Source organism: Ruegeria lacuscaerulensis (assembly GCF_013034685.1).
In the GTDB taxonomy this organism is placed as follows: domain Bacteria; phylum Pseudomonadota; class Alphaproteobacteria; order Rhodobacterales; family Rhodobacteraceae; genus Ruegeria; species Ruegeria lacuscaerulensis_B.
The window spans coordinates 1-17,456 of sequence record NZ_WQGO01000004.1 but is presented as its reverse complement, the minus strand read 5'-3'; the positions used below and the strand labels follow the sequence as shown (position 1 = coordinate 17,456).

At 58.6% G+C, this 17,456-nt stretch carries 18 protein-coding genes and 1 tRNA gene; 8 read left to right on the top strand and 11 right to left on the bottom strand.

Going from position 1 to position 17,456, the window contains the following annotated elements:
• Positions 1-38: 38 nt before the first annotated feature.
• Entirely contained in the window at positions 39-1,922 is a 1,884-nt protein-coding gene (locus GOV80_RS11140) for an amidohydrolase family protein (RefSeq protein ID WP_170784729.1), read from the top strand.
• Positions 1,923-2,371: 449 nt separating this feature from the next.
• Here the strand turns inward: GOV80_RS11140 and GOV80_RS11135 are convergent.
• Positions 2,372-2,447: transfer RNA gene (locus tag GOV80_RS11135), tRNA-Val, on the bottom strand.
• 62 nt (positions 2,448-2,509) lie between these two features.
• Complete coding sequence (locus GOV80_RS11130) at positions 2,510-3,763, bottom strand: aminotransferase class V-fold PLP-dependent enzyme (protein ID WP_170784727.1); 1,254 nt, start codon at positions 3,761-3,763, stop codon at positions 2,510-2,512.
• A gap of 196 nt (positions 3,764-3,959) precedes the next feature.
• On the opposite strand from GOV80_RS11130, the gene modA reads away from it, so the two are divergent.
• From modA to GOV80_RS11105, 5 genes are all read left to right on the top strand, one after another.
• The gene (gene modA, locus GOV80_RS11125; RefSeq protein ID WP_170784725.1) at positions 3,960-4,739 is read left to right on the top strand and encodes a molybdate ABC transporter substrate-binding protein; all 780 of its coding nucleotides are present in this window, start codon (positions 3,960-3,962) and stop codon (positions 4,737-4,739) included.
• Positions 4,740-4,742: 3 nt separating this feature from the next.
• Complete coding sequence (gene modB, locus GOV80_RS11120; RefSeq protein ID WP_170784723.1) at positions 4,743-5,435, top strand: molybdate ABC transporter permease subunit; 693 nt, start codon at positions 4,743-4,745, stop codon at positions 5,433-5,435.
• Positions 5,432-6,529: a molybdenum ABC transporter ATP-binding protein gene (modC, locus tag GOV80_RS11115; RefSeq protein ID WP_170784721.1), complete on the top strand. Its 1,098-nt coding sequence runs from the start codon at positions 5,432-5,434 to the stop codon at positions 6,527-6,529. Before modB ends, modC begins: the two co-directional genes overlap by 4 nt.
• A 126-nt stretch (positions 6,530-6,655) precedes the next feature.
• Positions 6,656-7,069, top strand: coding sequence for a hypothetical protein (locus GOV80_RS11110; RefSeq protein WP_170775789.1), 414 nt, complete (start codon positions 6,656-6,658; stop codon positions 7,067-7,069).
• Positions 7,070-7,100: 31 nt separating this feature from the next.
• On the top strand, positions 7,101-7,508 hold the full coding sequence (locus tag GOV80_RS11105; RefSeq protein ID WP_170775791.1) for a hypothetical protein: 408 nt from the start codon (positions 7,101-7,103) through the stop codon (positions 7,506-7,508).
• A gap of 2 nt (positions 7,509-7,510) precedes the next feature.
• On the opposite strand, the gene hemF is transcribed toward GOV80_RS11105, so the two are convergent.
• Genes hemF through clpS form a run of 4 tightly spaced genes read right to left on the bottom strand, consistent with a single transcriptional unit; the run spans position 7,511 to position 10,566 of the window.
• Positions 7,511-8,395, bottom strand: a complete 885-nt coding sequence (gene hemF, locus GOV80_RS11100) for an oxygen-dependent coproporphyrinogen oxidase (protein ID WP_170784719.1) — start codon at positions 8,393-8,395, stop codon at positions 7,511-7,513.
• Between the two features lie 4 nt (positions 8,396-8,399).
• Complete coding sequence (locus GOV80_RS11095) at positions 8,400-9,197, bottom strand: SDR family NAD(P)-dependent oxidoreductase (protein ID WP_170775794.1); 798 nt, start codon at positions 9,195-9,197, stop codon at positions 8,400-8,402.
• 37 nt (positions 9,198-9,234) lie between these two features.
• Positions 9,235-10,200 carry a class I SAM-dependent methyltransferase gene (locus GOV80_RS11090; RefSeq protein WP_170784717.1) on the bottom strand — a complete coding sequence of 322 codons (966 nt, stop codon included), beginning with the start codon at positions 10,198-10,200 and terminating at the stop codon, positions 9,235-9,237.
• A 24-nt stretch (positions 10,201-10,224) separates the two neighbouring features.
• A complete protein-coding gene (clpS, locus tag GOV80_RS11085) occupies positions 10,225-10,566 on the bottom strand; it encodes an ATP-dependent Clp protease adapter ClpS (RefSeq protein WP_170784714.1) in 342 nt (113 codons plus the stop codon).
• Positions 10,567-10,660: 94 nt separating this feature from the next.
• On the opposite strand from clpS, the gene GOV80_RS11080 reads away from it, so the two are divergent.
• Entirely contained in the window at positions 10,661-11,362 is a 702-nt protein-coding gene (locus GOV80_RS11080) for an HAD family hydrolase (RefSeq protein ID WP_170784712.1), read from the top strand.
• Between the two features lie 281 nt (positions 11,363-11,643).
• Entirely contained in the window at positions 11,644-13,023 is a 1,380-nt protein-coding gene (locus GOV80_RS11075; protein WP_170775802.1) for a D-alanyl-D-alanine carboxypeptidase family protein, read from the top strand.
• 85 nt (positions 13,024-13,108) lie between these two features.
• Here GOV80_RS11075 and GOV80_RS11070 read toward each other — a convergent pair whose 3' ends face one another.
• From GOV80_RS11070 to GOV80_RS22250, 5 genes are all read right to left on the bottom strand, one after another.
• Positions 13,109-14,356, bottom strand: a complete 1,248-nt coding sequence (locus GOV80_RS11070; protein ID WP_170784710.1) for a hypothetical protein — start codon at positions 14,354-14,356, stop codon at positions 13,109-13,111.
• Between the two features lie 150 nt (positions 14,357-14,506).
• The gene (locus tag GOV80_RS11065) at positions 14,507-15,268 is read right to left on the bottom strand and encodes a LamB/YcsF family protein (RefSeq protein ID WP_170784708.1); all 762 of its coding nucleotides are present in this window, start codon (positions 15,266-15,268) and stop codon (positions 14,507-14,509) included.
• A gap of 13 nt (positions 15,269-15,281) precedes the next feature.
• Entirely contained in the window at positions 15,282-16,280 is a 999-nt protein-coding gene (locus GOV80_RS11060) for a 5-oxoprolinase subunit C family protein (RefSeq protein ID WP_170784705.1), read from the bottom strand.
• Positions 16,277-17,032: a 5-oxoprolinase subunit B family protein gene (locus tag GOV80_RS11055; RefSeq protein ID WP_170784703.1), complete on the bottom strand. Its 756-nt coding sequence runs from the start codon at positions 17,030-17,032 to the stop codon at positions 16,277-16,279. Before GOV80_RS11055 ends, GOV80_RS11060 begins: the two co-directional genes overlap by 4 nt.
• A 223-nt stretch (positions 17,033-17,255) precedes the next feature.
• A partial coding sequence (locus GOV80_RS22250) for a hypothetical protein (RefSeq protein WP_214648007.1) occupies positions 17,256-17,456 on the bottom strand: 201 nt, incomplete at its 5' end.

Sequence of the window (17,456 nt, the reverse complement as noted above, 5' to 3'; positions counted from 1 at the left end):
AAACATCCTGAATTGCTGACCAAAGAAAGGACTTAACCATGCGTACCCTGTTTCTGGCTGGCACATTGTCTGTGTGTTCGACCTTATGTGTCGCGCAGACGTACGACGTGGTCATTCTCAATGGTCGGGTAATGGATCCGGAAACCGGTTTCGACCAGATCGCTAATGTTGGAATAGGCAACGGCTGGATCACTGCGATTACCGACGAAGATATCGGCGGCAGCGAAGCCATCGATGCGACAGGGCACGTTGTGGCGCCCGGGTTTATCGACCTTGAACAACACGGGCTGGATCCTTGGGGTATCAAGGTCAATCTTCGTGACGGCGTTACGACGCAAATGGATTTTGAGGTCGGGGCCGCGAATATCGACGACTGGTACGCAGCGCGCCAAGGCGTGACGCAGGCAAACTATGGCACGGTCGTTGGACAAGAATTCGCGCGGATGCGGGTGCATGACGGCCTAGTGCTGGAAGGTGGGGACATAGACTTCCGGAACTTTTTCGCACTGCGGGCACAATCCGTGGAAGACGGCGTCGAAGGGTGGTCATCGGTTCCAAGCAACCGCGAGCAGATGAACGAAATCACTGCCCAATTGGATGAAGGACTACGTCTTGGAGCACTCGGCGTGGGATCGACTATCGGCTACGCCCGCGAAGGCATCACAACCTACGAGATGTTCGAAGCACAGCGGGCTGCGGCGCGTTACGGGCGTTTAACTTCGGTGCATCACCGGTTTCATCCCAGTGCCTCGACACCCACTGAGACACAGACCGGCGTCAACGAAATCCTAGTCAATGCGATGGTGCTCGACGCGCCGCTGCACATTCATCACGACAACGATTATGGGTGGTGGGAAAATCAGGAAAAACTCCAGATGGCCCGCGACCAAGGCTATAACGTCTGGTCCAGTTACTATCCCTGGACCGCCGGATCGGGAAACTACGGAGCCTCCATCATCGCCCCCGAAAATTGGGAAGGCTCGATGGGGTACAAATACGAAGACACTATCTTTGATCCCCAACTCGATCGCTTTGTGACCAAAGACGAGTTCTTGAGCTTTGCCGAGAATGAACCGGGACGGACAGCCATTGTTTTTAGCCCTCCAAGAGAGCAATGGCTCAATGATTGGATCACTATCGCAGGCTATGGCATCTCGGGCGACGGTATGGCCGGGTTGGATATCGAGGGCAATCTGATGAGTTGGGATGCACCCTACGAAGACTATGCCGGGCATCCTCGGTCAGCAGGTAGCCACGCGCTTGTCCTCAGATTGGCCCGCGAAGCGAATGTGCCACTGATGCTTACGCTCACACAGCTAAGCTACATACACGCGAAGCGATTGGGAGATACGGGCTTGCGCGCAATGCAGGTGCGTGGGCGTATGCAGGAAGGCATGGTCGCAGACATCACGATCTTTGATCCGGAGACTGTGACCGAAAAAGCGAACTATACCCTCGGTCAGCAAGGTCTTCCGTCAGAAGGCATTCCGTATGTGCTTGTTAACGGCACGATTGTTGTTCGGAACAGCGAAGTCCAACGAGATGTTTATGCTGGGCAGCCAATCCGGTTTCCAGTTGAAGAAAGTGGGCGCTTTGTTCCGGCTGGTCGCGAGCAGATCATGGGAATTCTTACGCCGGATACTGGCACTGCCCGACCAACACTGCTTGATGACTTTTCAAACAGTGAAGCCAGTGTCGCACCTGCGACTTCGCCAACCAATCAGACTGCATCGGTAAAGCCGAGCGATCCCTTTGATTGGTTCACACCTCGCAACGGACGAGATGACAGTACCCTATTCTTTTGCGTCTTACATGCTCGCTTCGAGGACCCTGCGCAGGCAAAACGCGACTACGCGAAGGCCATGATGTCCAAAACAGGCGGATCCAAACCCAGTCAGTCAGAACAACGAAGAGCAAACTAATTCGCGGAGCCTCGGAGTAGCGAAAAAAACAAAGTCTGCTTTAGAATGGAGAACGATCATCAGCAACCAGTCAGCTTTGGGTAGCTTTGTCCGCATGGCAGCTGCCCGTCAGATCAGAATGACCACTCTGAGCCCAATGTGCCGAATGCTGCGGCGCGGCTGAATGATCGCTTTGTTTGTCTCCGTGAACGACCCTCCTTGGCGCGCACCTCAATCTCTCACGTCCACTTCGCCGGATCAGCACGCTTTTGAAAGGTCTTGGATCGGGATTGCCGTCGTTCCGGACCGTCGCCTGCCACTTTTCGGTAGGCCGTTTTATGATTGTTGCCATGGCCTATCTCTCCTGTGTTGGAGACAGCTTTTTTGTCTAAGCGCAGCGGACACAGTTTTTCGCGCAGCACAACAATAGGCACTAGTCGCGCAAGACCTTGATACATTGTGGGAAAGGATGGTGGGTGATGAGAGACTCGAACTCCCGACATCTTCGGTGTAAACGAAGCGCTCTACCAACTGAGCTAATCACCCGTGACGGTGCATGTAGCCAAGCCTGCGCGCGGGCGCAAGAGGGTTGGACAGAAATTCTTTGATCAGTCCGTCATCTCTTTGAGTGCGGCCAGCAGTTGGGCCACTTCCTGCTCGGTATTATAGTGGCAGAGTGATATACGGATGCAGTCGTTCAAGCCCAGCGGGGTCAGAACGTTGCCGCTGTAGTGATCGGCTTTGCGGATATGGGTGCGGATGCCCTGATGGTTCAGGCGGGTCACGAGCTCGGCCGAGGGCATCCCGTGCACAACGATAGACACCAGCCCTTCGCGCGCGGGATTATCTGCGCCACCCAGGACCAAGATATGCTCCATATCTCGCAGGCCGGGCAGGTTGCCAGTGCCGTTGATCATGGTGTTTGTCAAATGAGTTTCATAGGCGTGGATGGCGCGGCCTGCGGCCTCGATCCTTGCTCGGCGGTCCGTGGCGTTCGAGACCTGCGCGCCCAGCCAGTCGAAATAGGCCACGACATCGGACATGGTGGCGTAAGAGCCGGTGTCGCGGGTTCCGAACTCCCACCCGTCTGAGGGGGCGTCGATCAACTGGTCATGGGGTAGGGCGGTCAACCGGTCCGAGATCCAGGCAATGCCATAGCCGTGACGCGAGAACACTTTGTAGGGTGAAATCGCATAGCCGTCGACGTTGTAGCTGTCGATATCCAACTGCCCATGGGCTGCGTGCTGGATACCGTCGACAATGATGAAACAGTCAGGCGAGACGTCGCGGATGGCCTGCGCGATGGCGGCAACGTCCATACCCATACCGGTCACGGGCGACGCGTGAACGATCGTGGCCACACGGACGTCTGGGGTCATTGCGGCGCGGTAGGCATCCGCGGTGACCAGCCCCGTTTCGTCATCGTGCTGGACGTTGACATAATCCAGCCCCGCAATATCGGCCCAGCGTCGGGCGGCGCTGCGGCTAGCGGGATGCTCAATCGAGCTGCCGATCACTTTGCTGCCTTTGGGCGCGTTCACGCAGGCGGTGCGGATCATCCGAAACAGCAGTTCGGTCCCGCTTTCGCCCACAAAGAACTGACCCGAAGACGCATTCATGAACACCGACAAATCGGCCTTGGCTGTGTTGATGATATCGACCAGCGCATGGCTAGCCACGTTGTCGCGGCCCTGATTGTCGGGGATCGCGGCGAATTTGGCCGAGGTCTGTACCACCGAATTGAGCGTCAGCGCGCCGCCTGCGTTTTCAAAGAAGATGCGGGGCCCTTGAAACGGGCAGGTTTCAACATGGGCAAAGCGCGCGCGGATCGCATCAATCAGACCGGGAGTAGTGTGCAGCATTACGGTGGTCCTGTTCTGTGGCTCAGAGCAGCATCCTTCCAGCGGTCGGGCAGATCAATCCTCTTTGCGACACGGCACCGCCTTTTTTGTGCGTAATTTCGGGCGTCTGGACGGGGTCGAAGTGCATCGGTACTTGCGTGCGCCCTGTTGCCTCAGATATCCCCGAGGGGATGTTGATCTAACGGGCGGGCTGGGAATGATCCTGTCACATCTGCGCCGGGCGCTGGTCACGGTTTTCGCTTTCTGCGTCCTGATGCTGACCCCGATGCGTGCGGGGGCCGACGGCGTTCTGGTCTTTGCTGCCGCCAGCCTGAAAAACGCGTTGGACGAAATCGCCATCCAGTACGAGGACGCGACCGGGCAAGAGGTCACGGTGTCCTACGCGGCCTCTTCGGTTCTAGCGCGCCAGATTCAGCAGGGCGCTCCGGCAGACCTGTTCATCTCGGCGAATGCCGAGTGGATGGATGTGTTGCAGGAGGGCAGCCTGATTGCGCCCGGATCACGGGTTGATCTGCTGGGCAATAGGTTGGTTCTGATTGGTGGCCCAACGGTCCCAGGGCTGAACGGGTTCGCGGTCGAGACTGATCTGCTGGCGGCATTAGAAGACGGGTATCTGGCCATGGCGCTGGTCGATGCGGTGCCCGCCGGGATTTACGGCAAAGCGGCTCTGACCAATTTGGGCCTGTGGGACGATGTGCAGGGCAAGGTGGCGCAGACTGATAATGTGCGCGCGGCGCTGGCCCTTGTCGCGGCAGGTGCGGTGCCTTTGGGTGTCGTCTATCGGTCGGATGCTACGGTCGAGGACCGGGCCCGCGTCATGGCGACTTTTCCGGACGACTTGCATCCTCCTATCATCTATCCAGCCGCGTTGACCGCAATAGCGGGATCAAAGGCCAAAGTTTTTCTGGATCACTTGCAATCCCCGACCGCGCAGGCGGTGTTCGAGAGGCAGGGATTTTCCCTGCCGGGCCAGTAACGCATGGGTTGGCTGGGACCAGATGAGCTTGAGGCGTTGCGACTGTCGCTGCGCGTGTCCTTCTGGGCGACGCTGGTGACGCTGCCGTTTGGGATATTCGTGGCCTATGCGCTGGCACGTTGGCGGTTTCCGGGGCGGCAGGTATTGAACGGGCTGGTGCATCTACCCTTGATCTTGCCTCCGGTTGTCACCGGGTATTTGCTGTTGCTGACCTTTGGGCTGCAGGGACCCCTAGGGCGCGTGCTGGCGGAGGTCGGCATCGTTTTCGCATTCCGCTGGACCGGAGCTGCACTGGCTGCCGGCATCATGGCCTTTCCGCTGATGGTGCGCGCGATCCGTCTGTCGATCGAAGCGGTTGACCCAAAGCTGGAACAGGCCGGCGCAACGCTGGGCGCCCCGCGTCTGATGGTTTTCGCAACCGTCACTCTGCCTATGATCCTGCCGGGCGTGATAGCGGGCGCTATTCTGGCTTTTGCCAAGGCGATGGGCGAATTTGGTGCCACGATCACTTTCGTCTCGAACATCCCCGGACAAACCCAGACGTTGCCATCGGCGGTCTATGCCTTCCTTCAGGTGCCGGGCGGTGAGGCGGCGGCGACCCGACTGGTCGTGATCTCGATCATCATCGCCATGGGCGCGCTTTTGCTGTCGGAATTCATCGGTCGTCGCGTTGCGGCAAGGGTGGCCGGGTCATGAGCTTATCCGTTCGATTGCAGCACGATCTGCCTCATATCAAGCTGGATCTCAGCTTTGATGCGCCTTCGGGTGTGACGGTTCTGTTCGGGAGGTCTGGTTCGGGTAAGACCACGGTTGTCAATGCCGTGGCGGGGTTGCTGAAGCCCGCCTCGGGCCGCGTGTCCGTGGACGGGTGGGAGTTGTTTGACACCGAACAGGGCTTGTGGCTGCCACCGTATAAACGCCGCCTGGGCTATGTGTTTCAGGAAGGGCGCTTGTTCCCCCACCTGACCGTGCGCCAGAACCTGTCCTACGGGCGTTGGTTCGCACCCAAGGGCGCGCGGCGTGAAAACCCGGACAAAGTGATCGAGATGCTGGGTATCGGCCATCTGCTGGACCGCCGCCCTGCGGGTCTGTCGGGGGGTGAGAAACAGCGCGTGGCGATTGGCCGGGCCTTGCTGGCCAGCCCGCGCCTTATTCTGGCCGACGAGCCTCTGGCCGCTCTGGATGATGCGCGCAAGGGTGAGATTCTGCCCTATTTCGAACGACTCAGGGACGAGGTCTCGGTGCCTATCCTCTACGTCACCCACTCTGCGGCCGAGGTCGCGCGGCTGGCAACTTCGGTCGTTGCTTTGCAGGACGGCAAGGCGGTGAGGCACGGACCTGCCTCCGAGGTTCTGGCCGACCCGTCGGTTGCGCCTGCGGGTATCCGGGCGGTTGGCGCGGTGTTGCAGGTTCGGGTGTCGAAGCACCATGCGGATGGCCTCACGGAATTGGATGCCGGCGGGACCAGCCTGTTTCTGCCGCGTATTCCGCATAAAATTGGCGAGACCCTGCGTATCCGCATCCCAGCACAAGAGGTCATCCTGTCGAACAAACCGCCCGAGGGGCTTTCGGCCCTGAACGTGCTGTCTGGCACGGTCGACACGATCCGCGCAGGCGACGGGCCGGGCGCTATCGTGTCGCTGCAAACCACTGCCGGTCCGGTTCTGGCCCGCATCACGCGCCGTTCGGTCGATGCGCTGGGTTTGCAAACCGGAATGCAATGTTATGCGGTCATCAAGACAGTTGCGCTTGCCCCGCATGACGTGGGCGGACGGGTGAATCAAAGCTAACTTCTGGCTTTTGTTATCAATCGGGTAACGCAATCGTGGTCAAGCGTGCGCTTGTAACTAAATATTTCAATTCGTCTTATGGACCTAAGCCCAGTGGCATCAGGCCTTTAGGACGGAGGTATTTTCGTGAAAGCTATTCTGGCCGCGATTTTTCTGGTCGTCGTCGCAGGGTCCGCGACCGCGCAGTCAAACAGACCGGGGGTGGGGATTTTCCCCACGTTCCAAGTGATTGTCACGCCTGAGGAGGGTGGCGTCTACAGGGTGGAACCGGTCGGCATTTCGTCGGCCCCGGTCTATTGGTGTGGTATTGGGGACTACGCGGTTCAGACCTTGGGCAAGGCAAGAACTCAGCGTATCTACATCGCCGAAGCCTATGTGCCGGGTGCGCGCACCGTCAAATTCTCGTTCGATCCTCCGGCGGACATCGACACGACCCCTGGCTATTCGCTCACTGTTAACCGCGTGGGGGAAAACTTATCTGCGTCGCGGGCCGAAAACCTGTGCTATGATAGCGTTATTGATTTCCGAAGGAAGAAATAGCGCGGCCAATTCGGCCCGATTAAGGACGCAGATGACATCATGGAAAGCGGCGATTGTGGCAATCGCTATTGTAGTGCCGGGCCTGGCACAGGCTGTTGGGGTGGGGTTCAGGTTGAACCCGGCCATTCGGATCAATGTGGCAGACAAGGGCAATGGCGTTTACGAAGTCTCGACGCGGGGAACGTCGGCGCCGGTGGCCTATTGGTGTGGTATTGGCGATTATGCTATTCGGACGCTCAGAACCAAGGCGACACAGCGCATCTATATCTACCGCGCCTACGAAAAACAGACCCGCACCGTGCAGTTCTCCCTAACGCCGCCGGAGGGCGCGGATACCAGCACGAGTTATTCCGTCACCGTCAAACGTGTGGGCGAAAATCTGTCGGCAGCCTCGGCGCAGGGCTATTGCTTTGACAATTTCCTGGAGTTTGGGTTCTGACCTCAAACCCACTTTGCCAAAGGTGGCAGGCTCATCAGCACAGCATCGGGATCGTGGCCGGTTTCCAGCCCGAACTTGGTGCCCCGATCATAGACTAGGTTGTATTCCGCATAGAGTCCGCGATGCACCAACTGGGTGTTTTTGTCTGCGTCATCAAACCCCTGCACCCGGCGCTTTTCAACAAGCGGTAGGAAGGCAGGCAAAAACGCGCGGCCGATATCCTGAGTCAACGCAAAGTCCGCCGTCCAGACGCCGGTGCAATAGTCATCCATGAATATCCCGCCCACACCGCGTGCGCGTTTGCGGTGGGGGATATAGAAATACTCATCCGCCCACTCTTTGAGGCGCGGGTAATGTCCCGGCCCATGCGGGTCCAGATGCGCCTTTTGGACGGAGTGGAAATGGGCGGTGTCGTCTTCATATTCGATACACGGGTTCAGGTCCGACCCGCCGCCGAACCACCAGGCGTGAGGGGTCCAGAACATTCGGGTATTCATGTGAACCGCCGGGACATGTGGGTTTTGCATATGCGCCACCAGCGAAATGCCCGAAGCCCAGAACCGCGGGTCCTCGGTCATGCCCGGAATGCCCTTGCGCGCTGCCATAGCGTGCTGCGCTCGCTCGCCCAGCGTGCCGTAAACGGTCGAGACGTTGACGCCCACTTTCTCGAACACACGACCGCCGCGCATGACCGACATCAATCCTCCGCCCGCGTCTGACCCATCATCCGAATGGCGCTTGGTTTCCTTGACCTCGAACCGGCCGGGTTGAGCTGCGGCAAAGGGGCCGGTGTCGTGGCTGTCTTCCAGCGCTTCAAACGCGACTACAATGTCGTCGCGCAGTTGGCGGAACCAGGCAGAGGCGGTGGATTTTTCGATCTCGAACATAAGCTTAGTGGGCCGGGGCTGCGACGGGGTCTAGCAGGGTGCGACCGCCGTCAATGGTAAGGATTTGTCCGGTGATGAACCCTGCCGCGTCCGAGGCCAGGAACTGCGCCGTCTCGGTCAATTCGGTCGGGGCGGCAATGCGGGCCAGCGGGGTGTGTTTCTCGATATCATCGCGGAAATCGCGGTTTTCCTTGAGCGTGGACTGCAACGAGGCGCTCATCACCGACCCCAACGCGATCGAGTTTACGCGGATGCGATGCGGGGCGAAGGCCACGGCCAACGATCGCGTCATCTGATCCAACGCGGCGGTCGAGACCGAATAGGCCATCAGGTCCGGGTGCGTACGGCGTGCGGCAATCGAGGAAAGGTTGATGATCGATCCGGCGGGCGCGTCGCCGTCACCGGCCTGTTTGATCATGCGCTTGGCCACAACCTGGCTGAGACGCAGAGCAGGCATCAGGTTCTGATTCAGCAAGGTTTTGACCGAGTCATCATCGGTATCCAGCGGGTCCGACGGGATCACCTGCCGTGAGCCATTGATCAGGATATCCACTTGGTCGAAGGCGTCTATCGTGGCCGAAAGTAGGTTTGCAATGGTCAGTTTTTCACGCAGATCGCCCGCGAAGAAGCGGATGTTGCTGTCATCGGCCTGTTCGCCCAGTTCCTCGGCCAGGCGCTTCTCGTCCATGTCAGCGAACATCACATTGGCGCCTGCATCCGCAAAATGCCGACCGATTGCCAGGCCAACGCCATTGGCGCCGCCGGTCACGATGGCGGTCTTGCCTGTTATGGAAAAGGACATGCGGAACCTCCCTGAGTTGCGCGCAGGTTAACCGGGATCATCGCCGAGGGCGAGAGGCGTGGAACACCTTGAACCGATTGTCTCCGGTCACTTCTTCGACACGCGCGAATGTGTCGTTCAGAGTTGTTTCGTAAGGCAGGTGGCGATTGGCCACCATCCACAGCTCTCCGTGCTTCGCCAGATTGCGCGCAGCGGATTGAATAAAGCCCTGACCCAGCGCGGGGTCTGCGCTGCGCGAAGTGTGAAAGGGCGGGTTCATAACAACCGCGTCCAGCCCCTCGGGCGCACGCCATGTCACGGCGTCAGCCCAATGGAACGATGCCTTTTCGTCGGTGACGTTGGTCTTGGCGCAGGCCAGGGCGATGTGGTCTGCCTCAACCAGATGCAGACTGCGCAGCCCTTGTTTTTGCAGCAGGTTGGCGGACAGGAAGCCCCAGCCCGCGCCCAGATCAGCCACCCGCGCGCCTGGTTTAGCGGGCAATGCGTCCAGCAACAGCGCCGAGGCCGGGTCAACTCCGTCCGCTGAGAAGACGCCGGGGGCAGTTTTAAACCCGTCCACCACTTGCGACTTGGGCGCAGCCCAATCGGCGAACGCCGCTGGATCGGAGGTGAACCAGAATATCTTGCCATGCGCCTTGGAAATCGGCCCTTCGACTGGAACGCGTTTGCGAATGTCCTTCAGCAGGCTGTCCACCCCGTCGGTTTTGGCTCCGTCCACAACGATTAAGCCCTCGGCGCGTAAACAGGCTTGTTGCACAAGACTGCGAGCCAGCGACTTGGCGCGAGGCAGAAAGATTACCGCGTCTTGACACGCATGTCTGGCCTCGGGTGTGACGTCAAACCCCTGCGCTTCAAAATGGTCGTGGAATGGTTTGAACGACTGCACCACCTGCACGTCGCGCGGCATCGCGGACAGGTCGTGGGTAGGTGTCGGACCGATCACCGTCAGCGGCTGTGACAGCGCAAGGCCGCTGTTCAGGGCAAGATCAAGGCGAGGGGACATCAGCGATTTTCGGGAAGAGCAGGGTTACTCTTCACGTTCCATGGTGCATTGCAGGGGGTGTTGGTGCCTGCGGGCGAAGTCCATTACCTGACCCACTTTGGTCTCGGCAATCTCATGGCTGAAGACGCCAACGACGGCGACGCCTTTCTTATGCACGGTCAGCATGATCTCGAACGCCTGCGCATGGGTCATGCCGAAGAAACGTTCAAGCACATGAACCACGAACTCCATCGGCGTGTAGTCGTCATTCAACAGCAACACCTTGTACAGCGGCGGGCGTTTGGTCTTCGGCCGCGTCTCGACCAGGACGGACGAGTCACCCTCGTCATCCGAATTGTCAGACATTGTCCATTGATTTTCAAACATTGCGCGCACCTATACCGATTCAGGCTTCGGTTTATCTGAGCGGTTATATAACGTCCAAGGGGCCAGAGAAAAGAGCCAGCAGGACGCAAATGCAATGGAAAACAAGCTGACCATCGTCGGGTTCGATGCAGATGACACGTTGTGGCACAATGAGCGTTTCTTTCAACTGACACAGGCGCATTTTGCTGATCTGCTGGCGGATCACGCCGAGCGGGATCATCTGATGGACCGCCTTCTGGCCGCTGAAAAGCGTAATATCCGCCATTATGGTTATGGAATCAAAGGCTTCACCTTGTCGATGATCGAGACAGCCATTGAGGTGACGGAAGACCGAGTGCCTGCCTCGGTCATTCGCCAATTGATCGAAGCCGGGCAAGAGATGTTGGCCCACCCTATCGAATTGCTGCCCCATGCCCGCGAAGCGATCGAGGCTGTCGCGACGACTCACAAGGTTGTTTTGATCACCAAAGGTGATCTGATCGACCAAGAGCGTAAGCTGGCCCAATCAGGTTTGGGCGAGCTGTTTGATGAGGTCGAGATCGTTTCGGAAAAGACCGCGGGGACATACACCGAAATTTTCGCGCGTCACGGGGATGGGCCGGAACATGCGATGATGGTTGGCAATTCGATGCGGTCCGATGTGGTCGCCCCGATTCAGGCTGGGTGTTGGGGCGTCTATGTGCCCCACGGGCTGATATGGGAGATCGAAGAAGCCGAGGTCCCATCCACCTCACAGCGCTACAAAGAACTGCGGGATCTTGGGGAGTTGTCGGGGTTCATCAACACGTTTTCCTGATGTTGCCGAATGGCCCCAGTTACAAAAAATTGATGCCAAGGGGCGTGGAGGCGCTGCGTCAGGCGCTGATCTAGTGGGTGCGCGGTGGTTCTGTTCTACATATTGTGGTGCGACACGCCTTGAAACAAACGACGATTTAGCCAGCTTTCGGTTTCTTTCGCGCGACCTCTGTGTTACGCTGGTGGGCAATAAAATAAATGATTTGCTGACCGGGAAAACCCGGCGGCCCGAGGTAGACAGAGGCAAAGATCGTGCAGGTTCGGCGGACAGTTCCGGCCCGAATGGGCTTATTTCTTATAGCATTCGTATGGCTGCTTTCCTTGGTGCCGGTGCAATCTGTCGCCGCGCCTTATGCAGCGATGGTGATTGACGCACGCACCGGCGAGGTGCTGCATTCGCGCAATGCCGACACCCGGCTGCACCCTGCGTCACTGACCAAGATGATGACGCTCTATATCGCGTTCGAGGCCGTTCGGAATGGCGAGATTGAGCTGGACACGCAGGTTCGCATAACCAAAGCGGCGGCTGCAGAGCCTCCGTCCAAGTTGGGTTTGCGCTCGGGACAGCGAATTGCTTTCCGGTATCTGATCCGCGCGGCGGCGGTGAAATCCGCAAATGACGCGGCGACGGCCATCGGGATCGCCATCAGCGGCTCCGAAGCAGCATTTGCCCGCCGCATGACCCGGACCGCCAAAGCGATGGGTATGAGCCGCACGACCTTCAAGAACGCCCATGGCCTGACCGAGTCGGGCCACCTGTCCACGGCGCGCGACATGACCACGCTGGGGCGGCATCTGCTGTATGATTATCCGCAATATTACAACCTGTTCTCACGTCGTTCGACCGATGCCGGGATCAAGACGGTGCCCAATACGAACCGCCGCCTTTTGGCCGCCTATAAAGGCGCGGACGGGATCAAGACCGGCTACACGCGGGCTGCGGGTTTCAACCTTGTGGCCTCGGCCAAGCGCAAGGATGAACGGATCATCGCTACCGTCTTTGGCGGCAAATCGGGTGCATCGCGCAATGCCAAAGTGGCAGAATTGCTGGATATGGGCTTCCGCCGCGCCCCGTCGCGCGCGCCCATTCGCAAGCCTTCGCGTCCGGCTTATGCGGGCAATGCGGGCCTGAATGTGCAGGTTGCCCGTCTGGTCGGTGCCCCGACCACCAGCCTGCGTCCGGTTGTGCGCCCAAGCGCGGCGACTGTGCAGTTGGCCGGGGCCGTCGCCGCCACGGCTGCGCAGCATGATGCACGCATCCAGAATGGGATCGCCGCAGCCATCGCGCAGGCGGATGTGCAGGCTCCAACGGGGGACACACCGCGCCCCGCAGCGCGCCCGGATAGCCTGGTTCTGGCCTCGACCGACCCGAATGTTCAGCCAGAACCCGAGCCCGAAATCGTCACCCGTCTGTCTACCTCGGGTGGACATTTGTGGGGTGTGAATGTGGGCCGCTATACCACGCGATACGAGGCCGAGAAGGTGCTGTTGAAAACCGCTCTGGCGGAAATGACCACTCTGGAAGGCACGTTGCGCAAAGTGAACCAAAGCGCGCGTGGCTTCGATGCGACGTTTCAGGGCATGACCCGCGAACAAGCCGATCTGGCGTGCCGCAGGCTGCAAGCCCGCAACGTCACCTGTTTCATGATCGGGCCGTCATAAGACCCGACATTCTCTCTCCTGGTTGGATTTGGCTGCGAGGAAACTCGCAGCCTTTTTTTGGCGCTTGATACAAAACATCAGCGCTTCAGTCGAACACGTGTCCGTGCTGATATTGCTCATCCTGTCCGGCCGCTGCGGTCAGCGCGGCGACATTATCTTTGGTGAAAAAGCCATCATATTTGTGGCAACGTTCGATATATTCGGTGATCAGCAGGGTGTTTTTCGAGTGTTTCGAGAAGATCTGCTTAAGGTTCGGGTCATCCTTACATTCACCCACCACATGGGCCAGAAATGGCACGCCTTTGTCCTTGAGCGTATTCACCACGAAATCCACGTTCTTTTCACCCGCGCCGTGATCGCCATCCTGAACTTCGAACGCCATGTGATGCAGGCGACGGCCGAAATTGCGGACAAAATCCTCGGTCGGCATCGGCAGCTTGGCGAAGGAATTCACGAAGGACGGCGTGTTGTTGGCGGTGAACACTTTGGCAGGCGATTTCTTGTCGTCATCTACGTTTGGGTTTCGGTTCACATTGGTGGACGAATTCATCTCAGAGATGTTGTACGCCCCCCAGAAATAGTAGGGCACCATGGTCAGAAATTCGAGGATCGCGTCCTCACGCTCGCCGGCCAGAACCCGCGTGGCGAGGTGGTCAATGCCCAGCATCAGCGGTGCAATCTTGCTGTCCGCACCAAATGCGGCGGCCTGATCCAGACGGGCTTTTTCGTCGTCGCTCAGCAAAATCCGGTCGCCTAGGCCCAGGCTGTCGGTGTCGTTGAAATCCAGCGTCGAATAGCCCACCCGGTTGCAGGTGAAATCCGACGGGGTTGTGAAGCGCAGGCCATCCAGCGTGTAGAACGGGTTTTCGGTGTCCCCAGAATATTCGAATCGAATATTCTGATCCTGCAGCGTTTGGGTCAGCGCAGTCAGGTCGGAAGCGGCAAAAACCTCTCCGACATAGCGGGTCTGCGGGGTCTTCCGCGCCAGCGGATACATACGGTTGATGCGGGGGATAAAGTCTTCGAACGATGGATTGAGTGGCGCCATCACAACCAGCGCCGGATAGTCGGGATGCGAGTGCAGGACCGAGAATTTATGTGTGTGCCCCAGATAGCTGGCCGTGTGGCGATAGGGTGTCATCACGTAGAGCTCGACCAGAGTGTCAAACAGCGCATCAGTTTCCACCTGTATCACGATTGCCTTCATCGCCCCGACCAGATCGGCAACGCCCGAGCTGGTGCGGCGTTCGTAGATTTTGGGCAGATACTCGGTGAAAAAATTCGAGTTTTTCTTGTCGCCACGCGGTTGGTAAGACATCAGATCGAAAGACATTAAGCTATCTCCTTGCTCCTGCGCCTTGCAGCTGGCACAGGGTGTTGCCGGGATTGTGGTATTCAGAACATGGACTTGTGGTCATGCTAGGGGCTGAAACTGACCCCGGCAACACCAAGGGTGTAGCCGCTTCGTCTTAAGCCAATCTGATCAGCGAATGAACTTCGTCACCTCGACCCCACCTGCAATCAGGTTTTCGCGCACCGAGGCTGCGATTTGCACTGCCGTTGAGCCATCTCCGTGCAGGCAGATGGTGTCGATCGAAGTTTCAAGCCGTTTGCCGGATTCAGTGATGATGGCTCCTTCGCGCACCATGTTCAGGATGCGTTGCCCGGCAAGTTCTGGGTCGTGAATAACCGCTCCGGGCAGGCTGCGATCCACTAGCGTTCCGTCGTCATTATAGGCGCGGTCGGCAAAAATCTCTCCGACCCATTTGCAGCCAAGGTCGCGTACAGCTTCTTCCTGTTTGGTGACGGCCAGCACCATGATGATGATATCGGGGTCCACGTCCAACGCACCCTGATAGCAGGCGCGCGCCATATCCACATCAACCGAGCACATATTGGCCAACGCGCCGTGCAATTTCAGATGCCGGACTTTGGTACCAACCGCCTGCGCCATACCCAACGCGGCCCCCAGTTGATAGCGCACCAGATTGCGCAGGGACGCGTATGGTATTTTCATGTTGCGGCGACCAAAGCCCTGTAGATCGGGAAAGCCGGGATGCGCACCGATCCCAACGCCGTTTTCTGCGGCCAGCGTCATCGTCTGCGCCATCACATCCCAGTCGCCTGCATGAAAGCCACATGCGATATTGGCCGAGGTGATGATCTTCAGCAGGCTGTCATCATCGCCCATCTTCCAGGGGCCAAAGCTTTCCCCCATATCCGCATTCAGATCGACGCTGGGCATCGGCAATTCTCCTTTACTCGGTGGCTGAGATCACTCCGCCGATTAACTGGTAAGACAGAAGGTCCGGGATGTCGTGTGGATCGCGAACCATCGGCTCGACACGGCCGGGTAGCCGCTCCAGATCGGCCAAATAGGCGGCGTGCAGGGTGATAGCCTCTTCCAGAGACACAAACTCGAACCGTATCTCTCCCCCAGCCGGGGTTTGCGCCGCGCGGGCGATGTCGCAGGGCAGCACGGTTGCGATGCGGGGATAGCCGCCCGTTGTCTGACATTCGGGGAGCAGGATGAAAGGATTGCCCGTGCCGGTCATCTGAATGTCTCCGGGAGTGATAACCTCGGACAGGATATTGAGCTGCCCATTGGCGGCAAAGCCCTCGCCCGTGCTTTCAAGCTGCATCCCCATCCGGTTCGCTCGCGCGCCCCGCTGGAAACTGGTCAGCGCGAACCGATCCAGCGTGTCCTGATCGAACAGAGAAGTCTGGAAGCTGGCCAAAACGCGAAGACGCCCCCCGGAAAACCTATCATCGGGCCGCAGCTTCATACCCGCTCGTCCAGCCCCGCCTTTGGCAGGCAACTGATCACCGGCCTGAACGGCCCGCCCGACCTTGGCGGTCAGATGGGCCGCGCGAGACCCCAGAAACAGAGGCGTATCAATCCCGCCGCTCAGGTGGAGGTAGCCATACGTGCCTTGCGTGGCCGCCCCAATGGACAGACGTTGACCTGGCTCCAACCTGTGCGAGGCGTTCCACATGGCCGGACTGCCATCAATGCTGGCCTGCATCGGTGCACCGGTCAGGGCGATATCAGTGCCTAGAGTGGCTTCGAAGTCTCCGCCCATTCCGGCCATTTCCAACGCGGCCAAATCCGTGCTTTGCGCCAACAGCGCCGCGCCTTCGTGAAGGGCCGTAATATCCGCGGCACCCGAACGCGACAGGCCCTGATCCAGATATCCGGTGCGGCCTTGATCCTGTATGGTGCAGGCGGGACCGATGCGCAGAACTGACAGGCTCATCCTTCGATCTCCTGACACGTCGCGCCGCCCATCCCGTCTCCATTGACTGCGCGGATGGCGTTCAACTCATCGGCAGATATGGGAACGAATTGCATCTCGTCACCGGGTCTTAGGGCAAAGCTGTCGGGCGCATCTGGACGGAAGCATCGGAACGCCGTTTGCCCCACATGCCGCCAGCCCGTGGGTGTAGGCCCCGAAAACAGAACGAATTGTGATATGGCCAGAACCAGCGCACCTTCAGGCACCATAGGGGTCAGATCCTTGAGGCGCGGTATGTTGAATTCCGGCCCAAGCGGCCCGAGGTAAGGTTGCCCAGGGGCAAAACCAATGGTCAGTACCCGCACCCGCGTGGCACTGAGGCGCCGCACAGCCTCGGCCGGTTCCAGACCAGCGGCCTGAGCGGCGTCATCCAATTGCGGCGCAAGCTCACCACCATAAACAGTAGGGACTGTCCAAAGCCTGCGACCCGCAGGCATCGCCGCTTTGTACCAGTCCTGTTGTGCTAACAGGTGTGTCAACCGGTCCTTGATGTCAGAATGCGGCAGCACGGCTGGATCAAAACGAACATAGGCCGACGCCAATGAGGCCGATGTCTCAAGAACGCCGGCCCAGTTTAACGCATCGATTGCCCCCCGAAATGCCAATGCCGCCCTGTTGGAAGGTTCAGCCATGGTATCTGCAAATGAGATCAGCAGCCCGTCGAAGCCAACGGTGCGAATACAGGGAAAAGTGTCAGCGTATTTAGAGGTCATTTCATGATGCGCGCTTATCCTGACTGCGACCTGACCCCATTAGGTCAGATTGCGCAAGGTCAAGCTGGGGCTGTTCTGTTGAAATTGGTTTTTTGGCGCGGTCCACTTGGTTTTGGGCGGGCGGATTCCGAGTCGAGTCCACCCTTCGACTCGGGGGTTATTGTGGCCAAACAGGTATCATCCACTATATATAGACTGGATTGGAGGTTCGCCGTTTGCGTACTTAGGTGATTGCGATGGGTGGACGCAGGTTTCCGTCATCGAAGTGCAGCCTAAGTGCTTGTGAAATATAAAAGAAAAAGAGTTTCGCAAAAAAATTTCGCTTTTTGTCATTTTGCTGTTGCAGAGGCCATCGGTAAACCTTAGAACCCCCTTCACCGGCGCTGCTGAGGCGGTGCTGGGGCGCTGGAGACGGTGCTGACGG

What these genes read in the sequence shown, in the direction of transcription:
- GOV80_RS11055 (WP_170784703.1), bottom strand. Translation starts at nt 17,032, where the DNA reads ATGACCTCTAAATACGCTGACACTTTTCCCTGTATTCGCACCGTTGGC.
- GOV80_RS11080 (WP_170784712.1), top strand. Translation starts at nt 10,661, where the DNA reads ATGGAAAACAAGCTGACCATCGTCGGGTTCGATGCAGATGACACGTTG.
- modA (WP_170784725.1), top strand. Translation starts at nt 3,960, where the DNA reads ATGATCCTGTCACATCTGCGCCGGGCGCTGGTCACGGTTTTCGCTTTC.
- GOV80_RS11075 (WP_170775802.1), top strand. Translation starts at nt 11,644, where the DNA reads ATGGGCTTATTTCTTATAGCATTCGTATGGCTGCTTTCCTTGGTGCCG.
- GOV80_RS11095 (WP_170775794.1), bottom strand. Translation starts at nt 9,197, where the DNA reads ATGTCCTTTTCCATAACAGGCAAGACCGCCATCGTGACCGGCGGCGCC.
- GOV80_RS11060 (WP_170784705.1), bottom strand. Translation starts at nt 16,280, where the DNA reads ATGAGCCTGTCAGTTCTGCGCATCGGTCCCGCCTGCACCATACAGGAT.
- hemF (WP_170784719.1), bottom strand. Translation starts at nt 8,395, where the DNA reads ATGTTCGAGATCGAAAAATCCACCGCCTCTGCCTGGTTCCGCCAACTG.
- GOV80_RS11130 (WP_170784727.1), bottom strand. Translation starts at nt 3,763, where the DNA reads ATGCTGCACACTACTCCCGGTCTGATTGATGCGATCCGCGCGCGCTTT.
- modC (WP_170784721.1), top strand. Translation starts at nt 5,432, where the DNA reads ATGAGCTTATCCGTTCGATTGCAGCACGATCTGCCTCATATCAAGCTG.
- clpS (WP_170784714.1), bottom strand. Translation starts at nt 10,566, where the DNA reads ATGTTTGAAAATCAATGGACAATGTCTGACAATTCGGATGACGAGGGT.
- GOV80_RS11065 (WP_170784708.1), bottom strand. Translation starts at nt 15,268, where the DNA reads ATGCCCAGCGTCGATCTGAATGCGGATATGGGGGAAAGCTTTGGCCCC.
- GOV80_RS11090 (WP_170784717.1), bottom strand. Translation starts at nt 10,200, where the DNA reads ATGTCCCCTCGCCTTGATCTTGCCCTGAACAGCGGCCTTGCGCTGTCA.
- GOV80_RS11105 (WP_170775791.1), top strand. Translation starts at nt 7,101, where the DNA reads ATGACATCATGGAAAGCGGCGATTGTGGCAATCGCTATTGTAGTGCCG.
- modB (WP_170784723.1), top strand. Translation starts at nt 4,743, where the DNA reads ATGGGTTGGCTGGGACCAGATGAGCTTGAGGCGTTGCGACTGTCGCTG.
- GOV80_RS11140 (WP_170784729.1), top strand. Translation starts at nt 39, where the DNA reads ATGCGTACCCTGTTTCTGGCTGGCACATTGTCTGTGTGTTCGACCTTA.
- GOV80_RS11070 (WP_170784710.1), bottom strand. Translation starts at nt 14,356, where the DNA reads ATGTCTTTCGATCTGATGTCTTACCAACCGCGTGGCGACAAGAAAAAC.